Source organism: Streptomyces sp. NPDC087845, from assembly GCF_044742755.1.
Lineage (GTDB): Bacteria > Actinomycetota > Actinomycetes > Streptomycetales > Streptomycetaceae > Streptomyces.
The window spans coordinates 664,790-682,345 of record NZ_JBIUVC010000001.1; the positions used below are offsets into that span (position 1 = coordinate 664,790).

Annotated in this window: 17 protein-coding genes and 1 tRNA gene; 3 read left to right on the forward strand and 15 right to left on the reverse strand. The window is 68.5% G+C overall.

Annotated features, from left to right (window positions below):
- Positions 1 to 12: 12 nt before the first annotated feature.
- The 9 genes from rpoB to ACIOMQ_RS03070 all read right to left on the reverse strand — a co-directional run bounded on the left by rpoB (position 13) and on the right by ACIOMQ_RS03070 (position 9,353).
- A complete protein-coding gene (gene rpoB / locus ACIOMQ_RS03030; protein WP_362195914.1) occupies positions 13 to 3,498 on the reverse strand; it encodes a DNA-directed RNA polymerase subunit beta in 3,486 nt (1,161 codons plus the stop codon).
- A 601-nt stretch (positions 3,499 to 4,099) separates the two neighbouring features.
- The gene (gene rplL / locus ACIOMQ_RS03035; RefSeq protein WP_362195911.1) at positions 4,100 to 4,483 is read right to left on the reverse strand and encodes a 50S ribosomal protein L7/L12; all 384 of its coding nucleotides are present in this window, start codon (positions 4,481 to 4,483) and stop codon (positions 4,100 to 4,102) included.
- A 111-nt stretch (positions 4,484 to 4,594) separates the two neighbouring features.
- Positions 4,595 to 5,125, reverse strand: a complete 531-nt coding sequence (gene rplJ / locus ACIOMQ_RS03040; RefSeq protein WP_362195908.1) for a 50S ribosomal protein L10 — start codon at positions 5,123 to 5,125, stop codon at positions 4,595 to 4,597.
- A 323-nt stretch (positions 5,126 to 5,448) separates the two neighbouring features.
- Complete coding sequence (locus tag ACIOMQ_RS03045; protein WP_362195905.1) at positions 5,449 to 6,348, reverse strand: hypothetical protein; 900 nt, start codon at positions 6,346 to 6,348, stop codon at positions 5,449 to 5,451.
- A gap of 162 nt (positions 6,349 to 6,510) precedes the next feature.
- Positions 6,511 to 7,233, reverse strand: a complete 723-nt coding sequence (gene rplA, locus ACIOMQ_RS03050; RefSeq protein WP_362195902.1) for a 50S ribosomal protein L1 — start codon at positions 7,231 to 7,233, stop codon at positions 6,511 to 6,513.
- 81 nt (positions 7,234 to 7,314) lie between these two features.
- On the reverse strand, positions 7,315 to 7,749 hold the full coding sequence (gene rplK, locus ACIOMQ_RS03055) for a 50S ribosomal protein L11 (protein WP_006126872.1): 435 nt from the start codon (positions 7,747 to 7,749) through the stop codon (positions 7,315 to 7,317).
- A gap of 176 nt (positions 7,750 to 7,925) precedes the next feature.
- Positions 7,926 to 8,813, reverse strand: coding sequence for a transcription termination/antitermination protein NusG (gene nusG, locus ACIOMQ_RS03060; protein WP_401753594.1), 888 nt, complete (start codon positions 8,811 to 8,813; stop codon positions 7,926 to 7,928).
- 73 nt (positions 8,814 to 8,886) lie between these two features.
- Positions 8,887 to 9,174: a preprotein translocase subunit SecE gene (gene secE / locus ACIOMQ_RS03065; protein ID WP_362195896.1), complete on the reverse strand. Its 288-nt coding sequence runs from the start codon at positions 9,172 to 9,174 to the stop codon at positions 8,887 to 8,889.
- Positions 9,175 to 9,280: 106 nt separating this feature from the next.
- A tRNA-Trp gene (locus tag ACIOMQ_RS03070) sits at positions 9,281 to 9,353 on the reverse strand.
- 225 nt (positions 9,354 to 9,578) lie between these two features.
- Here ACIOMQ_RS03070 and ACIOMQ_RS03075 point away from each other — a divergent pair.
- Positions 9,579 to 10,805 carry a pyridoxal phosphate-dependent aminotransferase gene (locus tag ACIOMQ_RS03075; RefSeq protein ID WP_362195893.1) on the forward strand — a complete coding sequence of 409 codons (1,227 nt, stop codon included), beginning with the start codon at positions 9,579 to 9,581 and terminating at the stop codon, positions 10,803 to 10,805.
- Positions 10,806 to 10,925: 120 nt separating this feature from the next.
- Positions 10,926 to 11,948 (forward strand): adenosine deaminase, encoded by a 1,023-nt coding sequence (locus ACIOMQ_RS03080; RefSeq protein ID WP_362195890.1) that lies wholly within the window; start codon positions 10,926 to 10,928, stop codon positions 11,946 to 11,948.
- A 40-nt stretch (positions 11,949 to 11,988) separates the two neighbouring features.
- Here the strand turns inward: ACIOMQ_RS03080 and ACIOMQ_RS03085 are convergent, their stop codons facing one another.
- The gene (locus ACIOMQ_RS03085) at positions 11,989 to 12,594 is read right to left on the reverse strand and encodes a TetR/AcrR family transcriptional regulator (protein WP_401753596.1); all 606 of its coding nucleotides are present in this window, start codon (positions 12,592 to 12,594) and stop codon (positions 11,989 to 11,991) included.
- Positions 12,595 to 12,681: 87 nt separating this feature from the next.
- On the opposite strand from ACIOMQ_RS03085, the gene ACIOMQ_RS03090 reads away from it, so the two are divergent.
- On the forward strand, positions 12,682 to 13,317 hold the full coding sequence (locus ACIOMQ_RS03090) for an NAD(P)-dependent oxidoreductase (RefSeq protein WP_401753598.1): 636 nt from the start codon (positions 12,682 to 12,684) through the stop codon (positions 13,315 to 13,317).
- A gap of 12 nt (positions 13,318 to 13,329) precedes the next feature.
- Here the strand turns inward: ACIOMQ_RS03090 and ACIOMQ_RS03095 are convergent, their stop codons facing one another.
- From ACIOMQ_RS03095 to ACIOMQ_RS03115, 5 genes are all read right to left on the reverse strand, one after another.
- Positions 13,330 to 14,385: a UDP-N-acetylmuramate dehydrogenase gene (locus ACIOMQ_RS03095; protein WP_362195881.1), complete on the reverse strand. Its 1,056-nt coding sequence runs from the start codon at positions 14,383 to 14,385 to the stop codon at positions 13,330 to 13,332.
- 70 nt (positions 14,386 to 14,455) lie between these two features.
- Entirely contained in the window at positions 14,456 to 15,886 is a 1,431-nt protein-coding gene (locus tag ACIOMQ_RS03100) for a DHA2 family efflux MFS transporter permease subunit (protein WP_402187698.1), read from the reverse strand.
- A gap of 75 nt (positions 15,887 to 15,961) precedes the next feature.
- On the reverse strand, positions 15,962 to 16,510 hold the full coding sequence (locus ACIOMQ_RS03105; RefSeq protein WP_362195875.1) for a helix-turn-helix domain-containing protein: 549 nt from the start codon (positions 16,508 to 16,510) through the stop codon (positions 15,962 to 15,964).
- Between the two features lie 128 nt (positions 16,511 to 16,638).
- Positions 16,639 to 17,067 carry a MaoC family dehydratase gene (locus tag ACIOMQ_RS03110; protein ID WP_402187700.1) on the reverse strand — a complete coding sequence of 143 codons (429 nt, stop codon included), beginning with the start codon at positions 17,065 to 17,067 and terminating at the stop codon, positions 16,639 to 16,641.
- Positions 17,067 to 17,519, reverse strand: coding sequence for a MaoC family dehydratase N-terminal domain-containing protein (locus ACIOMQ_RS03115; protein WP_362195869.1), 453 nt, complete (start codon positions 17,517 to 17,519; stop codon positions 17,067 to 17,069). The genes ACIOMQ_RS03110 and ACIOMQ_RS03115 overlap by 1 nt, the downstream gene beginning before the upstream one ends.
- Positions 17,520 to 17,556 lie beyond the last annotated feature (37 nt).

The following is a 17,556-nucleotide window of genomic DNA, read 5'->3' on the forward strand; positions in this document are numbered from 1 at the left end:
CCGGCCAACCCGTCAGACCTCTTCGACGCTGCTCGGCTCGCGCCGGGACAGGTCGATACCGAGCTCCTCCGCCGCGCGGAAGACGTCCTCGTCCGTGTCGCGCATCTCGATGGACATGCCGTCCGAGGACAGCACCTCCACGTTGAGGCAGAGCGACTGCATTTCCTTGATGAGCACCTTGAAGGACTCGGGAATGCCGGGCTCGGGGATGTTCTCGCCCTTGACGATCGCCTCGTAGACCTTCACGCGGCCGGTGACGTCGTCGGACTTGATCGTCAGCAGTTCCTGGAGGGCGTATGCGGCGCCGTATGCCTCAAGGGCCCACACCTCCATCTCACCGAAGCGCTGTCCACCGAACTGAGCCTTACCACCCAGCGGCTGCTGGGTGATCATGGAGTACGGACCCGTCGAACGCGCGTGCAGCTTGTCGTCGACGAGGTGGTGCAGCTTGAGGATGTACATGTACCCGATCGAGACCGGGTCCGGGAACGGCTCGCCGGAGCGGCCGTCGAACAGATTGGCCTTGCCGGAGGGCTGCACCAGGCGGTCGCCGTCGCGGTTCGGGATCGTGGCCTCGAAGAGGCCGGAGATCTCGTCCTCGCGCGCACCGTCGAAGACGGGGGTGGCGACGTTGGTGCCGGGGGCGACCTGGTCGGCGCCGATGGCCTGCAGGCGCTTGGCCCACTCGTCACCGAGGCCGGAGACGTCCCAGCCGCGGCTGGCGAGCCAGCCGAGGTGGATCTCCAGGACCTGTCCCGGGTTCATTCGGGACGGGACACCCAGCGGGTTGAGGATGATGTCGACCGGGGTGCCGTCCTCCAGGAACGGCATGTCCTCGATCGGGAGGATCTTCGAGATGACGCCCTTGTTGCCGTGACGGCCGGCGAGCTTGTCACCATCGGTGATCTTGCGCTTCTGCGCGACGTAGACGCGGACCAGCTGGTTCACGCCCGGCGGCAGCTCGTCGCCCTCTTCGCGGTCGAAGACGCGGACGCCGATGACCTTGCCGATCTCACCGTGCGGCACCTTCAGCGAGGTGTCGCGCACCTCGCGCGCCTTCTCACCGAAGATCGCGCGGAGCAGGCGCTCCTCGGGGGTCAGCTCGGTCTCGCCCTTGGGCGTGACCTTGCCGACGAGGATGTCGCCGGCGACGACCTCGGCACCGATACGGATGATGCCGCGCTCGTCGAGGTCGGCGAGGACCTCCTCGGAGACGTTCGGGATGTCCCGGGTGATCTCCTCCGGGCCGAGCTTGGTGTCACGGGCGTCGACCTCGTGCTCCTCGATGTGGATCGAGGAGAGGACGTCGTCCTGCACGAGGCGCTGCGACAGGATGATCGCGTCCTCGTAGTTGTGACCCTCCCACGGCATGAACGCCACGAGCAGGTTCTTGCCGAGGGCCATCTCACCGTTCTCGGTGGCCGGACCGTCGGCGAGGACCTGGTCGGCGACGACCCGGTCGCCCTCGGAGACGACAACCTTCTGGTTGACCGAGGTGCCCTGGTTGGAGCGCATGAACTTGGCGATGCGGTACGTGGTGTACGTGCCGTCGTCGTTGGTCACGGTGATGTAGTCCGCGGAGACCTCCTGGACCACACCGTCCTTCTCGGCCTTGAGCACGTCGCCGGCGTCGGTGGCGCAGCGGTACTCCATGCCGGTGCCGACGAGCGGCGCCTCGGACTTGATCAGCGGCACGGCCTGGCGCATCATGTTCGCGCCCATGAGCGCGCGGTTGGCGTCGTCGTGCTCCAGGAACGGGATCATCGCGGTCGCGACCGACACCATCTGGCGCGGCGAGACGTCCATGTAGTCGACGTCGGTGCCGGGCACGTAGTCGACCTCGCCGCCACGGCGGCGGACCAGCACGCGGGACTCGGCGAACCGGAGCTCGTCGGTCAGCGGCGCGTTGGCCTGCGCGATGACGAACCGGTCCTCTTCGTCGGCGGTCAGGTAGTCGACCTCGTCGGTGACCTGGCCGTCGACGACCTTGCGGTACGGCGTCTCGATGAAGCCGAACGCGTTGATCCGGCCGTAGGAGGCGAGCGAGCCGATCAGACCGATGTTCGGGCCTTCAGGGGTCTCGATCGGGCACATGCGGCCGTAGTGCGACGGGTGCACGTCACGGACTTCGAAGCCGGCCCGCTCACGGGAGAGACCACCCGGGCCGAGGGCGTTGAGACGACGCTTGTGCGTCAGGCCCGACAGCGGGTTGTTCTGGTCCATGAACTGGGACAGCTGGCTGGTGCCGAAGAACTCCTTGATGGAGGCGACGACCGGCCGGATGTTGATCAGGGTCTGCGGCGTGATCGCCTCGACGTCCTGAGTGGTCATGCGCTCGCGCACGACGCGCTCCATACGGGCGAGACCCGTACGGACCTGGTTCTGGATCAGCTCGCCGACGTTGCGGATACGACGGTTGCCGAAGTGGTCGATGTCGTCGGTCTCGACCATGATCGAGCGACCGGACTCGCCGACCGTCTCGGTCTCACCGGCGTGCAGCTTCACCAGGTACTTGATGGTGGCGATGATGTCGTCGGTGGTGAGCACACCGGCGTCCAGCGGCTCGTCCGCGCCGAGCTTCTTGTTCACCTTGTAGCGGCCGACCTTCGCCAGGTCGTAGCGCTTCGGGTTGAAGTAGAGGTTCTCCAGCAGCGTCTGCGCGGCCTCGCGCGTGGGCGGCTCGCCCGGACGCAGCTTGCGGTAGATGTCGAGCAGCGCGTCGTCCTGGCCCTGGGTGTGGTCCTTCTCCAGGGTGGCGCGCATGGACTCGTACGCGCCGAACTCCTCGAGGATCTGCTCGGTCGTCCAACCGAGAGCCTTCAGGAGAACGGTGACGGACTGCTTGCGCTTGCGGTCGATGCGCACACCGACCATGTCGCGCTTGTCGATCTCCATCTCCAGCCAGGCACCACGGGACGGGATGACCTTGGCCGAGAAGATGTCCTTGTCGGACGTCTTGTCGATGGAGGAGTCGAAGTAGACACCCGGCGAGCGGACCAGCTGCGACACGACGACACGCTCGGTGCCGTTGATGACGAAGGTGCCCTTGTTGGTCATGAGCGGGAAGTCGCCCATGAAGACCGTCTGGGACTTGATCTCGCCGGTCTCGTTGTTGGTGAACTCGGCCGTGACGAAGAGCGGGGCGGCGAACGTGAAGTCGCGCTCCTTGCACTCGTCGATCGAGTTCTTCGGGGGCTCGAAGCGGTGGTCGCGGAACGTAAGCGACATCGACCCGGAGAAGTCCTCGATCGGTGAAATCTCCTCGAAGATTTCCTCCAGGCCGGACTTGGTGGGGACGTCTTGTCCACTGTCCAGAGCAGCCTCGACGCGAGCCTTCCAGGCGGCATTGCCGAGGAGCCAGTCAAAGCTCTCGGTCTGCAGCGCGAGGAGGTTCGGAACCTCGAGGGGCTCCTTGATCTTTGCAAAGGAGATGCGCAGCGGGGCGGTGCTGGCACCGTTGTTCGTATTCGCGGTCGAGGCGTTGCGCGAGGCGGCCAAGAGGGGGTCCTTCCGAGGGCTCGGACTCACTACGCGCGTACCGGTCCCAAGTTGTACACGGAGACAGAAATCCCAGGTCAGAGACTTTCGGTCATCGGTGCTCAAGCGTGGGCATGCCCCTGGTGACGGGCAGGAGGCAGCTAACAGGCAGCGCAAAGGGTCAGTGTAGCCAAACGGCACACTGATGTCCAGTCGGGGTTCTCAGAGACCCACGTATCTCTCAACAGCTGTTCTCAACACCTATGACTAGCCGGTGCGCGCGGTGCGCTCTTCTTTACTGCCCTCTTCGTCCACGATCCATGCCTCGAATTCGGATCGATGTGTGACGACGCGTCCTGAGAATTGCGCGCCGCGTGCGGTTCGTCAAGGCCCCCCTGCCGGGACGACGCCCCGGGACCCCTCACCCGGCCGCCTCCCGGCACCGGTCGGCCGGCCCCGAGAGGCAACGGCGAAGATCACCATACTCGTCGCCGCCGGAAGAGCAAGGCAGCCTCCGCGGGTACGCCGAAGGGCGACCACCCGGATGGGTGATCGCCCTTCGTGAGATGACGTCCGTGCCGTGCGGCACAGGCCGTCAGAAGGAGTCAGCAGACTCCCTGAGTCACTTGACCTCGACGGAAGCGCCGGCGGCCTTGAGGGACTCGGCAGCCTTCTCGGCGGCCTCCTTGGCGACCTTCTCGAGGACCGGCTTCGGGGTGCCGTCGACGAGGTCCTTGGCCTCCTTCAGACCCAGCGAGGTCAGCTCACGCACGACCTTGATGACCTGGATCTTCTTCTCGCCGGCGCCGGTGAGGATGACGTCGAACTCGTCCTGCTCCTCGACGGCCTCAGCGGCAGCGCCCGGACCGGCGGGGCCGGCAACGGCGACCGCGGCGGCGGCGGTGACGTCGAACTTCTCCTCGAAGGCCTTCACGAAGCCGGAGAGCTCGATGAGGGTCATGTCTTCGAACTGCGCGAGCAGGTCGTCCTGGGACAGCTTCGCCATGATGGCGTCCTTCCACTAATCCGGCAGGTGCCGGAGGTACATGTAGGCGGGCGTACATTCGGCCCGCTGCGACCGTCGCCCTAGTGAGCGGCGATCATTGCGCGAGCCGAATTACTCGGCACCGCCCTGCTCGGCCTGCTTGGCACGAAGCGCCTCCGCGGTGCGGACGAACTTCGACGGGAGCGCCTGGAAGACCTGAGCAGCCTGAGTCTGCTTGCCCTTCATGGCGCCCGCCAGCTTGGCGAGCAGAACCTCGCGGGACTCGAGGTCCGCGAGCTTCTTGATCTCATCCGCGGTCAGCGCCTTACCGTCAAGGACACCGCCCTTGATGATGAGGTTGGGGTTGTCCTTGGCGAAGTCACGAAGACCCTTCGCCGACTCCACCGGGTCACCGGTGACGAAGGCAACCGCCGTCGGACCCGCGAACAGGTCGTCGAGCGAGTTGATCCCGGCCTCGTTGGCCGCAATCTTGGTCAGCGTGTTCTTCACCACGGCGTACTGGGCGTTCTCACCGAGCGAACGGCGCAGCTCCTTGAGCTGTGCCACGGTGAGACCCCGGTACTCGGTCAGCACGGCGGCGTTCGAGCTGCGGAACTGGTCCGTCAGCTCGGCTACCGCGGCAGCCTTGTCGGGCCTAGCCATGGGCGTCGGCCTCCTTCCGGGTGATGAGGACCGCTCAGAAGGGGCCGGGAAAGACGAACGCCCCGGCGCAGGCGCCAGGGCGTAGCTCGACCGAACGGAGTCGGGAGCTTTCCACAGTCACCTGCGCGGGTCGCCCGTACTCGACGGATCCTTCGGTCGCTGTCCCCTCTTGCGAGAGCACAGCAACGACCAGCGGTCTTTGGCTTCCTCAGGAGAGTACGCGACCGATGTCGCGCCGGGCAAATCCGTCCCTCTCCGGACGGTGCGGGAGGTCCGGGCCGTCCGGCGACCGGGGAGCTGCGCCGCCCGGTCGCCGGCCGCTCTCAGTTCGCGCCCGCGCCGGCTCCCTGCTGCTTCACGAGGTCGGTGAAGTCGACCGTGTCGCCGGCCGGGGGCTTCTCGGTCGAGACCTTCGTGCCGTAGTCGCTGTAGTACACCGTCGAATTGAGTTCGCCGGTCTTCATCTGGCCTCGCTCGGTCTTCTTGACCAGGAGATCGTTCTTGTCGACCCAGATGTCGACCTTCTCCGTGGTGATCCCGGCGTCGCTCAGCTGCTTCTTCAGCTGAGCGAGCTGGTCGGCGCCGAGCTCGGAGTTCTTCGCGGTCAGCGCGGCGACGTCGACGGTGCCGGTGTAGTGCGTGGCGGAGACTCCGCGTATGTCCTCCTGGCCGACCTTCTTCACGTCACCGGAGGCCAGCAGAGACTTCACACCCTGGTCGGGCGTGGTGTTCTGCATCTGCTGCTTCATCGCCTCGCCGGAGGCGCCGGCGAGCTTGGCGAGGTCGGCGTAGGCGTAGTTGATCCAGTGCTTGCCGCCGGCCTGCTTGGCGAAGGCCTCGCCCATGTTGACCGCGTAGCCGTCCTTGAAGTAGCGGGCCTGCATGGTGCCCGTGCCACCGTTCTGCTTCATGGCGTCCGCCATGGTGCCGCCGGTGTACGTGATCTCCATGGTGCCGGTGAGACCGTCGGTCCAGTCGATGGTGCCGGTCTGCTTCATGGACATGGTGGTGCCCATCTGGGTGGTGCCCTCGACCTTCGCCGAGCTCTCCCCACCGGTCTTCTTCTGCACATCGCGCAACGCGGCGATCGGGTCGGCCTTCACCACGGCGCCACCGCGGTCGTCGCTGCCCTTGTCGTCCGATCCGCCACAGGCCGCGACCGACGTCAACGCCGCCGCCACCGCCACCGACAGACCCACGCGTCGCACGGTACTGGTCCTCATGTCCGCTTCCACCCCTCGTTCGGCTCTCGGATCCTCACGCTAACGCACAGCTCCGACACAGCCACCGGATACATACGGATACGAGGACGGGCCCCGCACCTCGAAAGGTTGCGGGGCCCGTCCATGTCACACGTGACGCGGCCTACTGCCGAGCGCGGGGGCTCAGACGGCGGCCGGGTCCTCCTCGACGAGGAGGTTGCGGGTGCGGTTGGCGTCCAGCGGGATGCCGGGGCCCATCGTGGTGGCCAGGGTGGCCTTCTTGATGTAGCGGCCCTTGGCGGCGGACGGCTTCAGACGGAGGATCTCCTCCAGCGCCGCTGCGTAGTTCTCCACCAGCTTGGTGTCGTCGAACGAGACCTTGCCGATGATGAAGTGCAGGTTCGAGTGCTTGTCGACGCGGAACTCGATCTTGCCGCCCTTGATGTCGTTGACAGCCTTCACGACGTCGGGGGTGACGGTGCCGGTCTTCGGGTTCGGCATCAGACCACGCGGACCGAGCACCCGGCCGAGGCGGCCGACCTTGCCCATGAGGTCCGGGGTGGCGACGACGGCGTCGAAGTCCAGACGGCCCTTCGCCACCTCGTCGATGAGCTCGTCGGCGCCGACGATGTCGGCGCCCGCGGCTTCCGCGGCCGCAGCACGGTCACCGGTCGCGAAGACCAGGACCCGGGCGGTCTTGCCGGTGCCGTGCGGGAGGTTCACGGTGCCACGGACCATCTGGTCGGCCTTGCGCGGGTCGACACCCAGGCAGAACGCGACCTCGACGGTGCCGTCGAACTTGGTGGAGGCGGTCTCCTTGGCGAGACGGACGGCCTCGAGCGGGGCGTAGTTGCGCGCCCGGTCGACCTTGGCGTCCGCAGCGCGGAGGTTCTTGCTGCGCTTCACTTCTGCTCCTGTGGTTTCAGGGTGTGGAGTCGTGGTGCGGGCCAGCGCTTGGCCCTACCACTGAGGACGTGAGGGGCTGAATCAGCCTTCGACCGTGATGCCCATGGAACGGGCGGTGCCAGCGATGATCTTCGACGCGGCGTCGAGGTCGTTGGCGTTCAGGTCGGGGAGCTTCGTCGTGGCGATCTCGCGGACCTGGGCAGCCGTCAGCTTGGCGACCTTGGTCTTGTGCGGCTCGCCGGAGCCCTTCTCCACGCCCGCGGCCTTGAGGATCAGCTTCGCGGCCGGCGGAGTCTTGGTGACGAAGGTGAAGGAGCGGTCCTCGTAGACCGTGATCTCCACCGGCACGACCATGCCACGCTGCGACTCGGTCGCGGCGTTGTAGGCCTTGCAGAACTCCATGATGTTGACGCCGTGCTGGCCGAGCGCGGGGCCGACCGGCGGGGCCGGGTTGGCCGCACCGGCGTTGATCTGGAGCTTGATAAGCCCCGTGACCTTCTTCTTCTTGGGAGGCATTGCTCTCTCCGGGTCCTAGTGAGAGTGTTTCGCCGCCGTCCGGTCATCCGGATGGAGGCATACCGCACAACGATAACGGGTATAGCTGCGCGACCAAAAACCGAGCAGGTCAGACGGGCTTCGCAGCCGGTCTGACCTGCTCGGTAGGCATGTGTCCAGAAACTGGCGGGAACCCGCTAGTTCTTCTGGATCTGGTCGAAGCTGAGCTCCACCGGGGTCTCGCGGCCGAAGATCTCGACGAGGCCCTTGACCTTCTTCGAGTCGGCGTTGATCTCGTTGATCGTCGCCTGCAGGGTCGCGAACGGCCCGTCGGTGACGGTGACAGAGTCGCCCACCTCGAAGTCGAGCACCTGCACCTCGACCTTGCGGGACGGAGCCGGCTTGCCCTCGGCCTCGGCGGCCTCGCGGGCGGCCTTCTCCTCTGCCTCCGGGGCGAGCATCTTGACGATCTCGTCCAGGGTCAGCGGGTAAGGGTCGTAGGCGTTGCCCACGAAGCCGGTGACACCGGGGGTGTTGCGGACGACGCCCCAGGACTCGTTCGTCAGGTCCATGCGCACCAGGACGTAGCCCGGCAGCTTGTTCTGGCGGACGTTCTTGCGCTCGCCGTTCTTGATCTGGACGATCTCTTCCTCGGGCACTTCGGCCTGGTAGATGAAGTCCTCGACGTTGAGCGAGACGGCGCGCTGCTCCAGGTTGGCCTTCACGCGCTTCTCGTAACCGGCGTACGTGTGGATGACGTACCACTCGCCGGGGAGACCGCGCAGCTCCTCGCGCAGGGCCGTGACGGCGTCGACGGGGGCGGCCGGCTCGGCCTCCTCGTCGGCCCCGGCGGGCTCGTCGTCGTTCGCGTCGCCCTCGGAACCGGCCTCGGCCTCGTCGGCCTCGTCGTCGTCCTCGGTGTGCAGGGCCGCCTCCTCGGCGGGCTCGCCTGCGGCGGCGTCGGCAGCTTCGGCCTGGTCCGGCTCCTCGGCGTCCGCCGCCTCGACGATGTCGAGCTCGTCCTCGGCGGACTCGAAGGCGCCCGCCGTCGGCTCGACGGCGTCGTTCAGGTTCGGGTCAGACACGGTGGCTGCTTCTTCCTGGATACAAATGGGTGGAACATGCGAAAGGGGCGCCCATGAGGCGCCCTCCGCGGGATCAGCCGAAGACGTACTTCACGACCCGCTGGAACCCGAAGTCAATCACGGTCACCAGACCGATCATGACGACGACGAAGACAATCACCACGGTGGTGTATGTCGTCAGCTGATTACGAGTCGGCCAGACAACCTTGCGCAACTCGGCGACGATCTGGCGGTAGAACAGCGCGAGGCGGCCCAGAGGACCCTTCTTTCCGCGCTTGCCGCCCTTCCGAGCCTTCTTCTTCGACTCGGGTACTTCATCCTCGGCATCAGGCATGTCGATGGAGCCCACGGCGTCCGTCACGCTTCTCACCTGATTCCGGGTCATGGCCGTGCCGCGCCCGGTGGAGCCGCACGGCGGTGCATTGAAGTACGTACATGCGCACACTTCCTGGCGAAGGAGTGTGTAGCAGGGCCGGAGGGACTTGAACCCCCAACCGCTGGTTTTGGAGACCAGTGCTCTACCAATTGAGCTACGACCCTTTGTGGTTTCCACCAACCTACCGCATCTTCCCGGAAGCTCCGGGTGTGGGAACGGTTCGGCTGGTGAAGGCCAACGACAGGTGAGTGTACGTGTTCAGCGGCCCGGCGTCGAACAGATCGCTCCCGACAGCTTCGGGCCGCATGTTGTCCGCATGCTGTCCGGGTCCTGTCCGGTCCCTGAAACCGCTGCGCCGACAGGGATCGCGGTCTGGGACCATGGGGGCCATGAGCGCTGCAACTCCTCCGTCCGAGCGCCGGGTCTCCGCCCGCATCGGTGCCATCTCCGAGTCCGCCACCCTCGCCGTCGACGCCAAGGCCAAGGCCCTCAAGGCCGCCGGCCGTCCGGTGATCGGCTTCGGCGCCGGTGAGCCCGACTTCCCGACCCCCGGCTACATCGTCGAAGCCGCGGTCGAGGCCTGCCGCAACCCGAAGTACCACCGCTACACCCCGGCGGGAGGGCTTCCGGAGCTCAAGGCCGCCATCGCGGAGAAGACGCTGCGCGACTCCGGTTACGAGGTCGACGCCTCCCAGATCCTGGTGACCAACGGCGGCAAGCAGGCCATCTACGAGGCGTTCGCCGCGATCCTCGACCCGGGCGACGAGGTCATCGTCCCGGCCCCGTACTGGACCACCTACCCCGAGTCGATCAGGCTGGCCGGCGGCGTCCCGGTGGAGGTCGTGGCCGACGAGACCACCGGCTACCGGGTCTCCGTCGAGCAGCTGGAGGCGGCGCGCACCGAGCGTACGAAGGTCGTCCTGTTCGTCTCCCCGTCGAACCCGACCGGCGCCGTGTACAGCGAGGCCGATGCCGAGGCGATCGGCCGCTGGGCCGTCGAGCACGGCCTGTGGGTGCTGACCGACGAGATCTACGAGCACCTGGTCTACGGCGACGCGACGTTCACCTCGCTGCCGGCGATCGTGCCCGAGCTGCGCGACAAGTGCATCGTGGTCAACGGCGTCGCCAAGACGTACGCGATGACCGGCTGGCGGGTGGGCTGGATCGTCGGCCCGAGGGACGTCGTCAAGGCCGCGACCAACCTCCAGTCGCACGCCACGTCCAACGTCTCCAACGTCGCACAGGTCGCCGCGCTGGCCGCCGTCTCCGGGAGCCTGGACGCGGTCGCCGAGATGCGGACCGCCTTCGACCGGCGCCGCCAGACCATCGTCCGGATGCTCAACGAGATCGACGGTGTGCTGTGCCCCGAGCCCGAGGGCGCGTTCTACGCGTACCCCTCGGTGAAGGAGCTGCTCGGCAAGGAGATCCGCGGCAGGCGCCCGGCCACCTCGGTCGAACTGGCGGCCCTCATCCTGGACGAGGCCGAGGTCGCGGTCGTGCCGGGAGAGGCCTTCGGTACGCCGGGCTACCTGCGGCTCTCGTACGCCCTGGGCGACGACGATCTCGTCGAGGGCGTCGCGCGGCTCCAGAAGCTGCTGGCCGAGGCCAGGGCGTAGTACGTACCGCGTTCTCTGGGCGACCCCCGGCCCCGGCCGGGGGTCGCTCGTATGTTCGAGAGTCAACTCGATGGGGAAAGCGGCTACCGCTGGACCGCACGTGTGCGGCAGGATCTTGGAATGGAGCGTGATGTACGGCTGTTGCCCAAGGCCCACCTGCACTTGCATTTCACCGGGTCGATGCGGCCCACGACCCTGCTCGAACTCGCCGACAAGTACGGCGTGCACCTGCCGGAGGCCCTGACCGGCGGCGAGCCGCCCCGGCTACGGGCGACGGACGAGCGCGGATGGTTCCGCTTCCAGCGGCTCTACGACATCGCCCGGTCCTGCCTGAGGACCCCCGAGGACATCCAGCGGCTGGTGCGCGAGACGGCCCAGGAGGATGTCGCCGACGGCTCCGGGTGGCTGGAGATCCAGGTCGACCCGACCTCGTACGCCCCGCTGCTGGGCGGGCTGATCCCGGCGATCGAGATCATCCTGGACGCGGTGGACGGCGCGTCGCGCGAGACCGGTCTGCCGATCCGGGTGGTGATCGCGGCGAACCGCATGAAGCACCCGCTGGACGCCCGCACGCTGGCCCGGCTCGCGGTGCGCTACACGGACCGGGGCGTGGTCGGATTCGGGCTCTCCAACGACGAGCGCCGCGGTATGGCCCGGGACTTCGACCGGGCCTTCGCCATCGCCCGGGACGGCGGTCTGCTGGCGGCCCCGCACGGCGGCGAGCTGGCCGGCCCGTCGAGCGTGCGGGACTGCCTGGACGACCTCGACGCGGCCCGGATCGGGCACGGTGTGCGGGCCGCCGAGGACCCCCGGCTGCTGCGCAGGCTGGCGGAGCGCGGGGTGACCTGCGAGGTGTGCCCGGCGTCGAACGTGGCGCTGGGGGTCTACGAGAAGCCCGCCGACGTACCCCTGCGCACGCTGTTCGAGGCCGGGGTGCCGATGGCGCTGGGTGCGGACGATCCGCTGCTCTTCGGCTCCCGGCTGGCCGCGCAGTACGACCTCGTGCGGCGCCACCACGCGTTCACGGACGAGGAGCTCGCGGAGCTGGCCCGGCAGTCGGTACGGGGCTCCGCGGCACCCGCCGCGATTCGGGCGGAACTCCTGGCGGGCATCGACGACTGGCTGTCGAAGCCCGCGGGCTGAGCCCCTCGTCCGGGCCGGGTTCCCCCGGGGCGGGCGCGCTCTACGGCGCGAGGCTGCGCATCAGCGTCCCGGCCACGGACGCGGCGAACTCGTCGAGGGACTGCGGCGGCCCCCCGCTCTCCGTGGCGTCGTAGGCGAACGCCCGCTGCACGCACGCCCCCAGGAGCAGCGACGCGGCCGCGTAGGTGTCCGCGTCGGCCCGCACCCGGCCGGCCGCCTGCTCGGAGCGCAGATACGCGTCCAGGCCGCGGATGGGCACGTGCGGGCCGGTGCCCAGCTCCCTCATCGCGTCGTTGTGGCGCTGCCTGAGCCTGGGCTCGGCGTAGAGCGAGGCGGCTATCGGGAAACTCTGCTCGTAGAAGAGGGCGGCCTGCCGGGCGATCTCGGTGAGGTTCTGCTCGACGGTCCGCTCCCCCGCCCCCGGCGACACGATGAGCCGCTTCAGCAGCGGGGTGAGCTTGGGCAGCCGCTCCTTGAGCACGGCCACGAACAGCTCCTCCTTGCTCGGGAAGTGCTTGTAGAGCGCGGCCTCCGAGCAGCCGGCGGCCCGTGCGATCTCCTTGGTGGTGGCGCGGGCCAGGCCGATGGTGAGCATCAGCTGGTGGGCGGCCTCGACGATGCGGACGCGGGCCGGCTTCTGCTCCATGTGTACTCCGACGAAACTTGACGGGGTGGTGAGTATCCACTCACTCTAGGGGTGAGTGAATGCTTACTCACCACGGGAGGGCACGCAATGAGGATCACGGTGTTCGGCGCGACGGGCGGCGTCGGCCAGGAGATCGTCCGCCAGGCGGTGGCGGCGGGCCACGAGGTGACGGCGGTGGTCCGCGATCCGGCGCGGCTGCCCGTACTGCTCTCCGACGTACAGGTCCACGCGGCGGCGGGCCTGGACGACCCGGAGGCGCTGCGGGAAGCGGTCGCGGGCCGGGACGCGGTGCTCTCCGCACTCGGCTCGCGGGGCCGGAAGGCGGACGGGGTCGCCGAGCGGCTCACCCGGTCGGTGCTGGCGGCGATGGAGGCCGAGGGCGTGCGGCGGCTGCTGGTGGTCAGCGCGGCCCCGATCGGCCCCCGGCCCGCCGACGACCCGCTCGTGGACCGGATGGTCCGCAAGGTGGTCGGGGCGGTCCTCAAGGAGGTCTACGCGGACCTGACCCGGATGGAGGCCGCGCTGGCCGGGAGTGCGACGGACTGGACGTCCGTACGGCCGCCGAAGCTCACCAACGGGCCGCTGACGGTGAAGTACCGGACGGTGATCGGCGGCAGTCCGCGCGGCGGCCGGACCATCTCGCGGGCCGATGTGGCGCACGCGATGCTGGCGCTGACGGACGATCCGGCCGCGGTGAAGCAGGGCGTGGGCGTGGCGTACTGAGCCGCGCGCCTCCTACAGGCTCACGCCGACCGTCACGGGTTCGTTGACGAGCGTGACGCCGAACGCCTCGTGCACCCCGGCGACGACCTCGCGGGCGAGCGCGAGGAGGTCCTCGGTGGTCGCGCCGCCGCGGTTGGTGAGCGCGAGGGTGTGCTTGGTGGAGATACGGGCCGGTCCTGTGCCGTAGCCCTTGGTGAAACCGGCCTTGTCGATGAGCCAGGCCGCGGAGGTCTTGGTGCGTCCCCCGTCCGCGGGGAAGGCGGGGGGCGTCACCTCGGGCCCGAGCCGGTCCTTGGCGCGGGCGCGGAACGCCTCGTACTCCGCCGCCTCCAGGATCGGGTTGGTGAAGAAGGAGCCGGCCGACCAGGAGTCGTGGTCCTGCGGGTCCAGCACCATGCCCTTGCCGGCGCGGAGCCTGAGCACCGTTGCGCGCGCGGCCGCGGCGGGCACGCGCTCGCCCTGCTCGACACCCATGGCACGGGCCGTTTCGGGGTACTTCAGGGGCGCGGACAGGCCGCCCGCGTCCTCCAGCTCGAAGCGGACACGCAGCACCACGAAGCGGTCGGGCTCGGCCTTGAAACGACTGTGCCGGTACGAGAACGCGCACTCGACGTTCGGAATGGTGACCGTTTCACGCACATAGCGGTCATAGGCGACGACCTCGGTGATGGTGGAGGACACTTCCTGCCCGTAGGCGCCGACGTTCTGGATCGGCGTCGCACCGGCGGATCCCGGAATTCCGGCCAGGCACTCGATGCCCGCGAGACCGGCTTCGACGGTGCGGGCGACGGCGTCCGTCCAGACCTCCCCGGCGGCCAGCTCCAGCGTCGTACCGTCCAGGGCGAAGCCCCGGGTCGCGATGCGCAGGGCGGTGCCGTCGAAGCCCTTGTCGCCGATGACCAGGTTGCTGCCGCCGCCGATGACCAGGAGTGGGGTGCCGCTCCCGTCGGCCTCGCGCACGGCTTCGATCACCTCGGCGTCGGTCGTCGCGGTGAGGAGGCGGGTGGCGGGGCCGCCGAGCCGGAAGGTGGTCAGGGGGGCGAGAGGCGCGTCGTGGAGTTCCTGCACGGGGACAAGGGTACGGTCCGCGCCCCCGCCGCTCGGGCGGGGCCACGGACCGTACGTACACGGCCGAGGCTCAGGCGGCGACGGGAACGCGCTCCTCCGCCGTCTCCGGCGCCTGGGCCGCGGCGTGGCGGCGGCCCGGGATGAGCAGGGCGGTGAGGGCGGCCAGCGCCACCGCACCGGCGCCTATCCACACCGCAGGGACGGTCCCGTCCGTGAAGGACCGCGCGGATTCGTAACCGCCCTGCGAGGAGAAGACCGTGGCGAGCACGGCCACCCCGAGGGCTCCGCCGACCTCGCGCAGCGCGTTGCTGGCTCCGGAGGCGATGCCCTGTTCGGCGGGGCGGACGCTGGACATCACCAGGCTGGCGGCGGGGGCGAAGTACATGGCCATGCCGACGCCGCCGACGATCAGACCGGGCAGCTGCGAGGCGTACGAGGCATCGGGCCCGATGACCGTCGCGAACAGGGCGAGGCCGATCGCCTGGAGGACGAGCCCGGCCACGACCACCGGGCGGCCGCCGAACCGGTCGGAGAGCGCCCCCGCGACGGGTGCGACCAGCATCGGCATCCCGGTCCAGGGCAGCATCCGCAGGCCGGCCTCGGTGGGCGAATAGCCCAGCACGCCCTGGAAGTACTGGCTGAGCAGGAAGATCGACCCGAACATCCCGAGGAACATCAGCAGGCCGGCCATGTTGATCCCGAAGAACGCGCGGTTGCGGAAGAGCCGCATGGGCAGCATCGGGTTCTTCGCGTGGAAGCCGTGGTGGATGAACCCGCCGACGAGCGCGGCACCGGTGATCAGGGCCGTGAGGACGGAGGGGCTGGTCCAGCCGTCGGCGTTGGCGTTGACCAGGCCGTAGACGATGCCGAAGAGCCCGCCGCTGACCAGGAGTGTGCCGAGAATGTCGAGCCGCGGGTCCGGGGCGTGCGACTCCGCCAGCCGCAGTCGCGCCAGCGGCAGCAGGACCAGGCCGATCGGGACGTTCAGCCAGAAGATCCACTGCCAGGAAAGGTGCTCGGTGAGACTGCCGCCGATCAGGGGGCCGCTGGCCACGGCCAGTCCGGTGACGGCGCTGAAGATGCCGAGCGCGGCACCGCGCCGGGCGGGCGGCACGGCGGCCGTGAGCAGCGTGAGCGTCAGCGGCATCATGATCGCCGCACCCACGCCCTGAACGGCCCGGAAGGCGATCAGCTCGTTGATCCCGGGCGAGAGGGCGGCCGCGGCGGAGGCGCCGGTGAAGACGGTGAGCCCGGCCAGGAAGAGCCGGCGGCGGCCGAACCGGTCGCCGAGGGCCGCCCCGAGCATCAGCAGGACGGCGAAGGTGAGCGTGTAGGCGTTCACCGTCCATTCGAGCTCGGCCAGTTCGCCGCCGAGGCTCTCGCGGATGGAGGGCAGGGCGGTGGTGACGACGAGGTTGTCGAGGGCCGCCATGAATCCGGCGACGCTGGTGATGACGAGGGCCCAGACCGCTCCTGAGCGGCCCGCTGTGCGCTGGGTCACTTCTCCCCCTGGGAGTTAGTTAGCAATTACTAATTTATCTGGGCAGAAAACCGGGCGGAACCCGGGCCGCGCTGTTCAGGCGATCGGCCTGGCCGCGTCGTAGAACCCCGACCAGACCCGGTGCTCGGCCGGGAAGCCGAGCGAGGCCAGTGTGTTGACGAGCATTCCGTACGCGAAGAACGTCGTCGTCTCCTGGACGTCAGCACCGAGAGCGAGGTGGACGTCGCCCCACATCTCGACCCAGGCGGCGCGCACCGTCTCCCCGAACTCGTGATCCCCCGCGGCCCTGGCACTCGCCACGGCCGCGTACGTCTGCATCTGCATCTGGAGCTTTTCGGGGTCGTCGACGATGAGCCGCTGGTACGCGGCAGCCATCGCCGTCACCGCCGCGTCACCCGTGAGCCCCTCCGCAGCCTCGGCGAAGACCTTGCGGGTGTCCGCGAAGCACCGCTCGACGGCCGCGAGGAACATGGCCTGCTTGTTGGGGAAGAGACGGAAGAGGTACGGCTGCGAGACACCGACGCGCTTGGCGATCGCCTCGGTGGAGGTGGCGCTGTACCCACCACGGGCGAACTCGATGATCGCCGCGCGGATGACGCTCTCACGCCGCTCTTCTGCACTCATCCTTGCCATGCAACGAAGTTAGTACTCAATCACTAACTTGGTCAAGCGGCGGGCAACGAAGGGTGCGTGCACGCCATGCGCGAGGGGCACCGCCCCAGGACGGTGCCCCTCACCCGTACTCGGCGGTCTCAGCCGAGCCGCACCACGGCACGGGACATGCCCAGCACCTTCTTGCCCTCGCTCATGGCCGTCAGATCCACCCGCACCCGGTTGTCGTCCAGCAGCGCGGCCACCTTGGCGCTGACCTCGATCAGGGCGCCCCCGTCGTCGTTCGGCACGACGACCGGCTTGGTGAACCGCACCCCGTACTCGACGATCGCACCCGGGTCGCCGACCCAGTCCGTGACCACCCGGATCGCCTCGGCCATGGTGAACATGCCGTGCGCGATCACATCGGGCAGCCCGACCTCGCGGGCGAACTTCTCGTTCCAGTGGATCGGGTTGAAGTCACCGGACGCGCCCGCGTACTGCACCAGCGTCGCCCGGGTCACCGGGAAGGACTGCGCCGGCAGCTCCATACCGACCTCGACCGATTCGTATGCCACCTTCGCCGTCATCACGCCTCCTCGGCGGCGCGCGCCACCAGCTTCGTCCACGCGGTCACGACGTGCTCACCGGACTCGTCGTGGACCTCGCCGCGGATGTCCAGGACGTCATTGCCCGCCAGGGACTTGATGCCCTCGATCGTCGAGGTGACCGTCAGCCGGTCCCCCGCCCGCACGGGGCGCACATAGCTGAACTTCTGGTCACCATGCACCACGCGGCTGTAGTCCAGACCCAGCTGCGGGTCCTGCACCACCTGCCCGGCAGCCTTGAAGGTGATCGAGAACACGAACGTCGGCGGCGCGATCACGTCGCTGTGACCGAGCGCCTTGGCCGCCTCGGGGTCGACGTACACCGGATTGGTGTCGCCCACCGCCTCGGCGAACTCGCGGATCTTCTCCCGGCCGACCTCGTACGGCGGGGTGGGCGGATAGGTCCGCCCCACGAAGGACTGGTCGAGCGCCATGAGCTCGCTACCTCCTGATGAAAGATGAAAAGGCCGA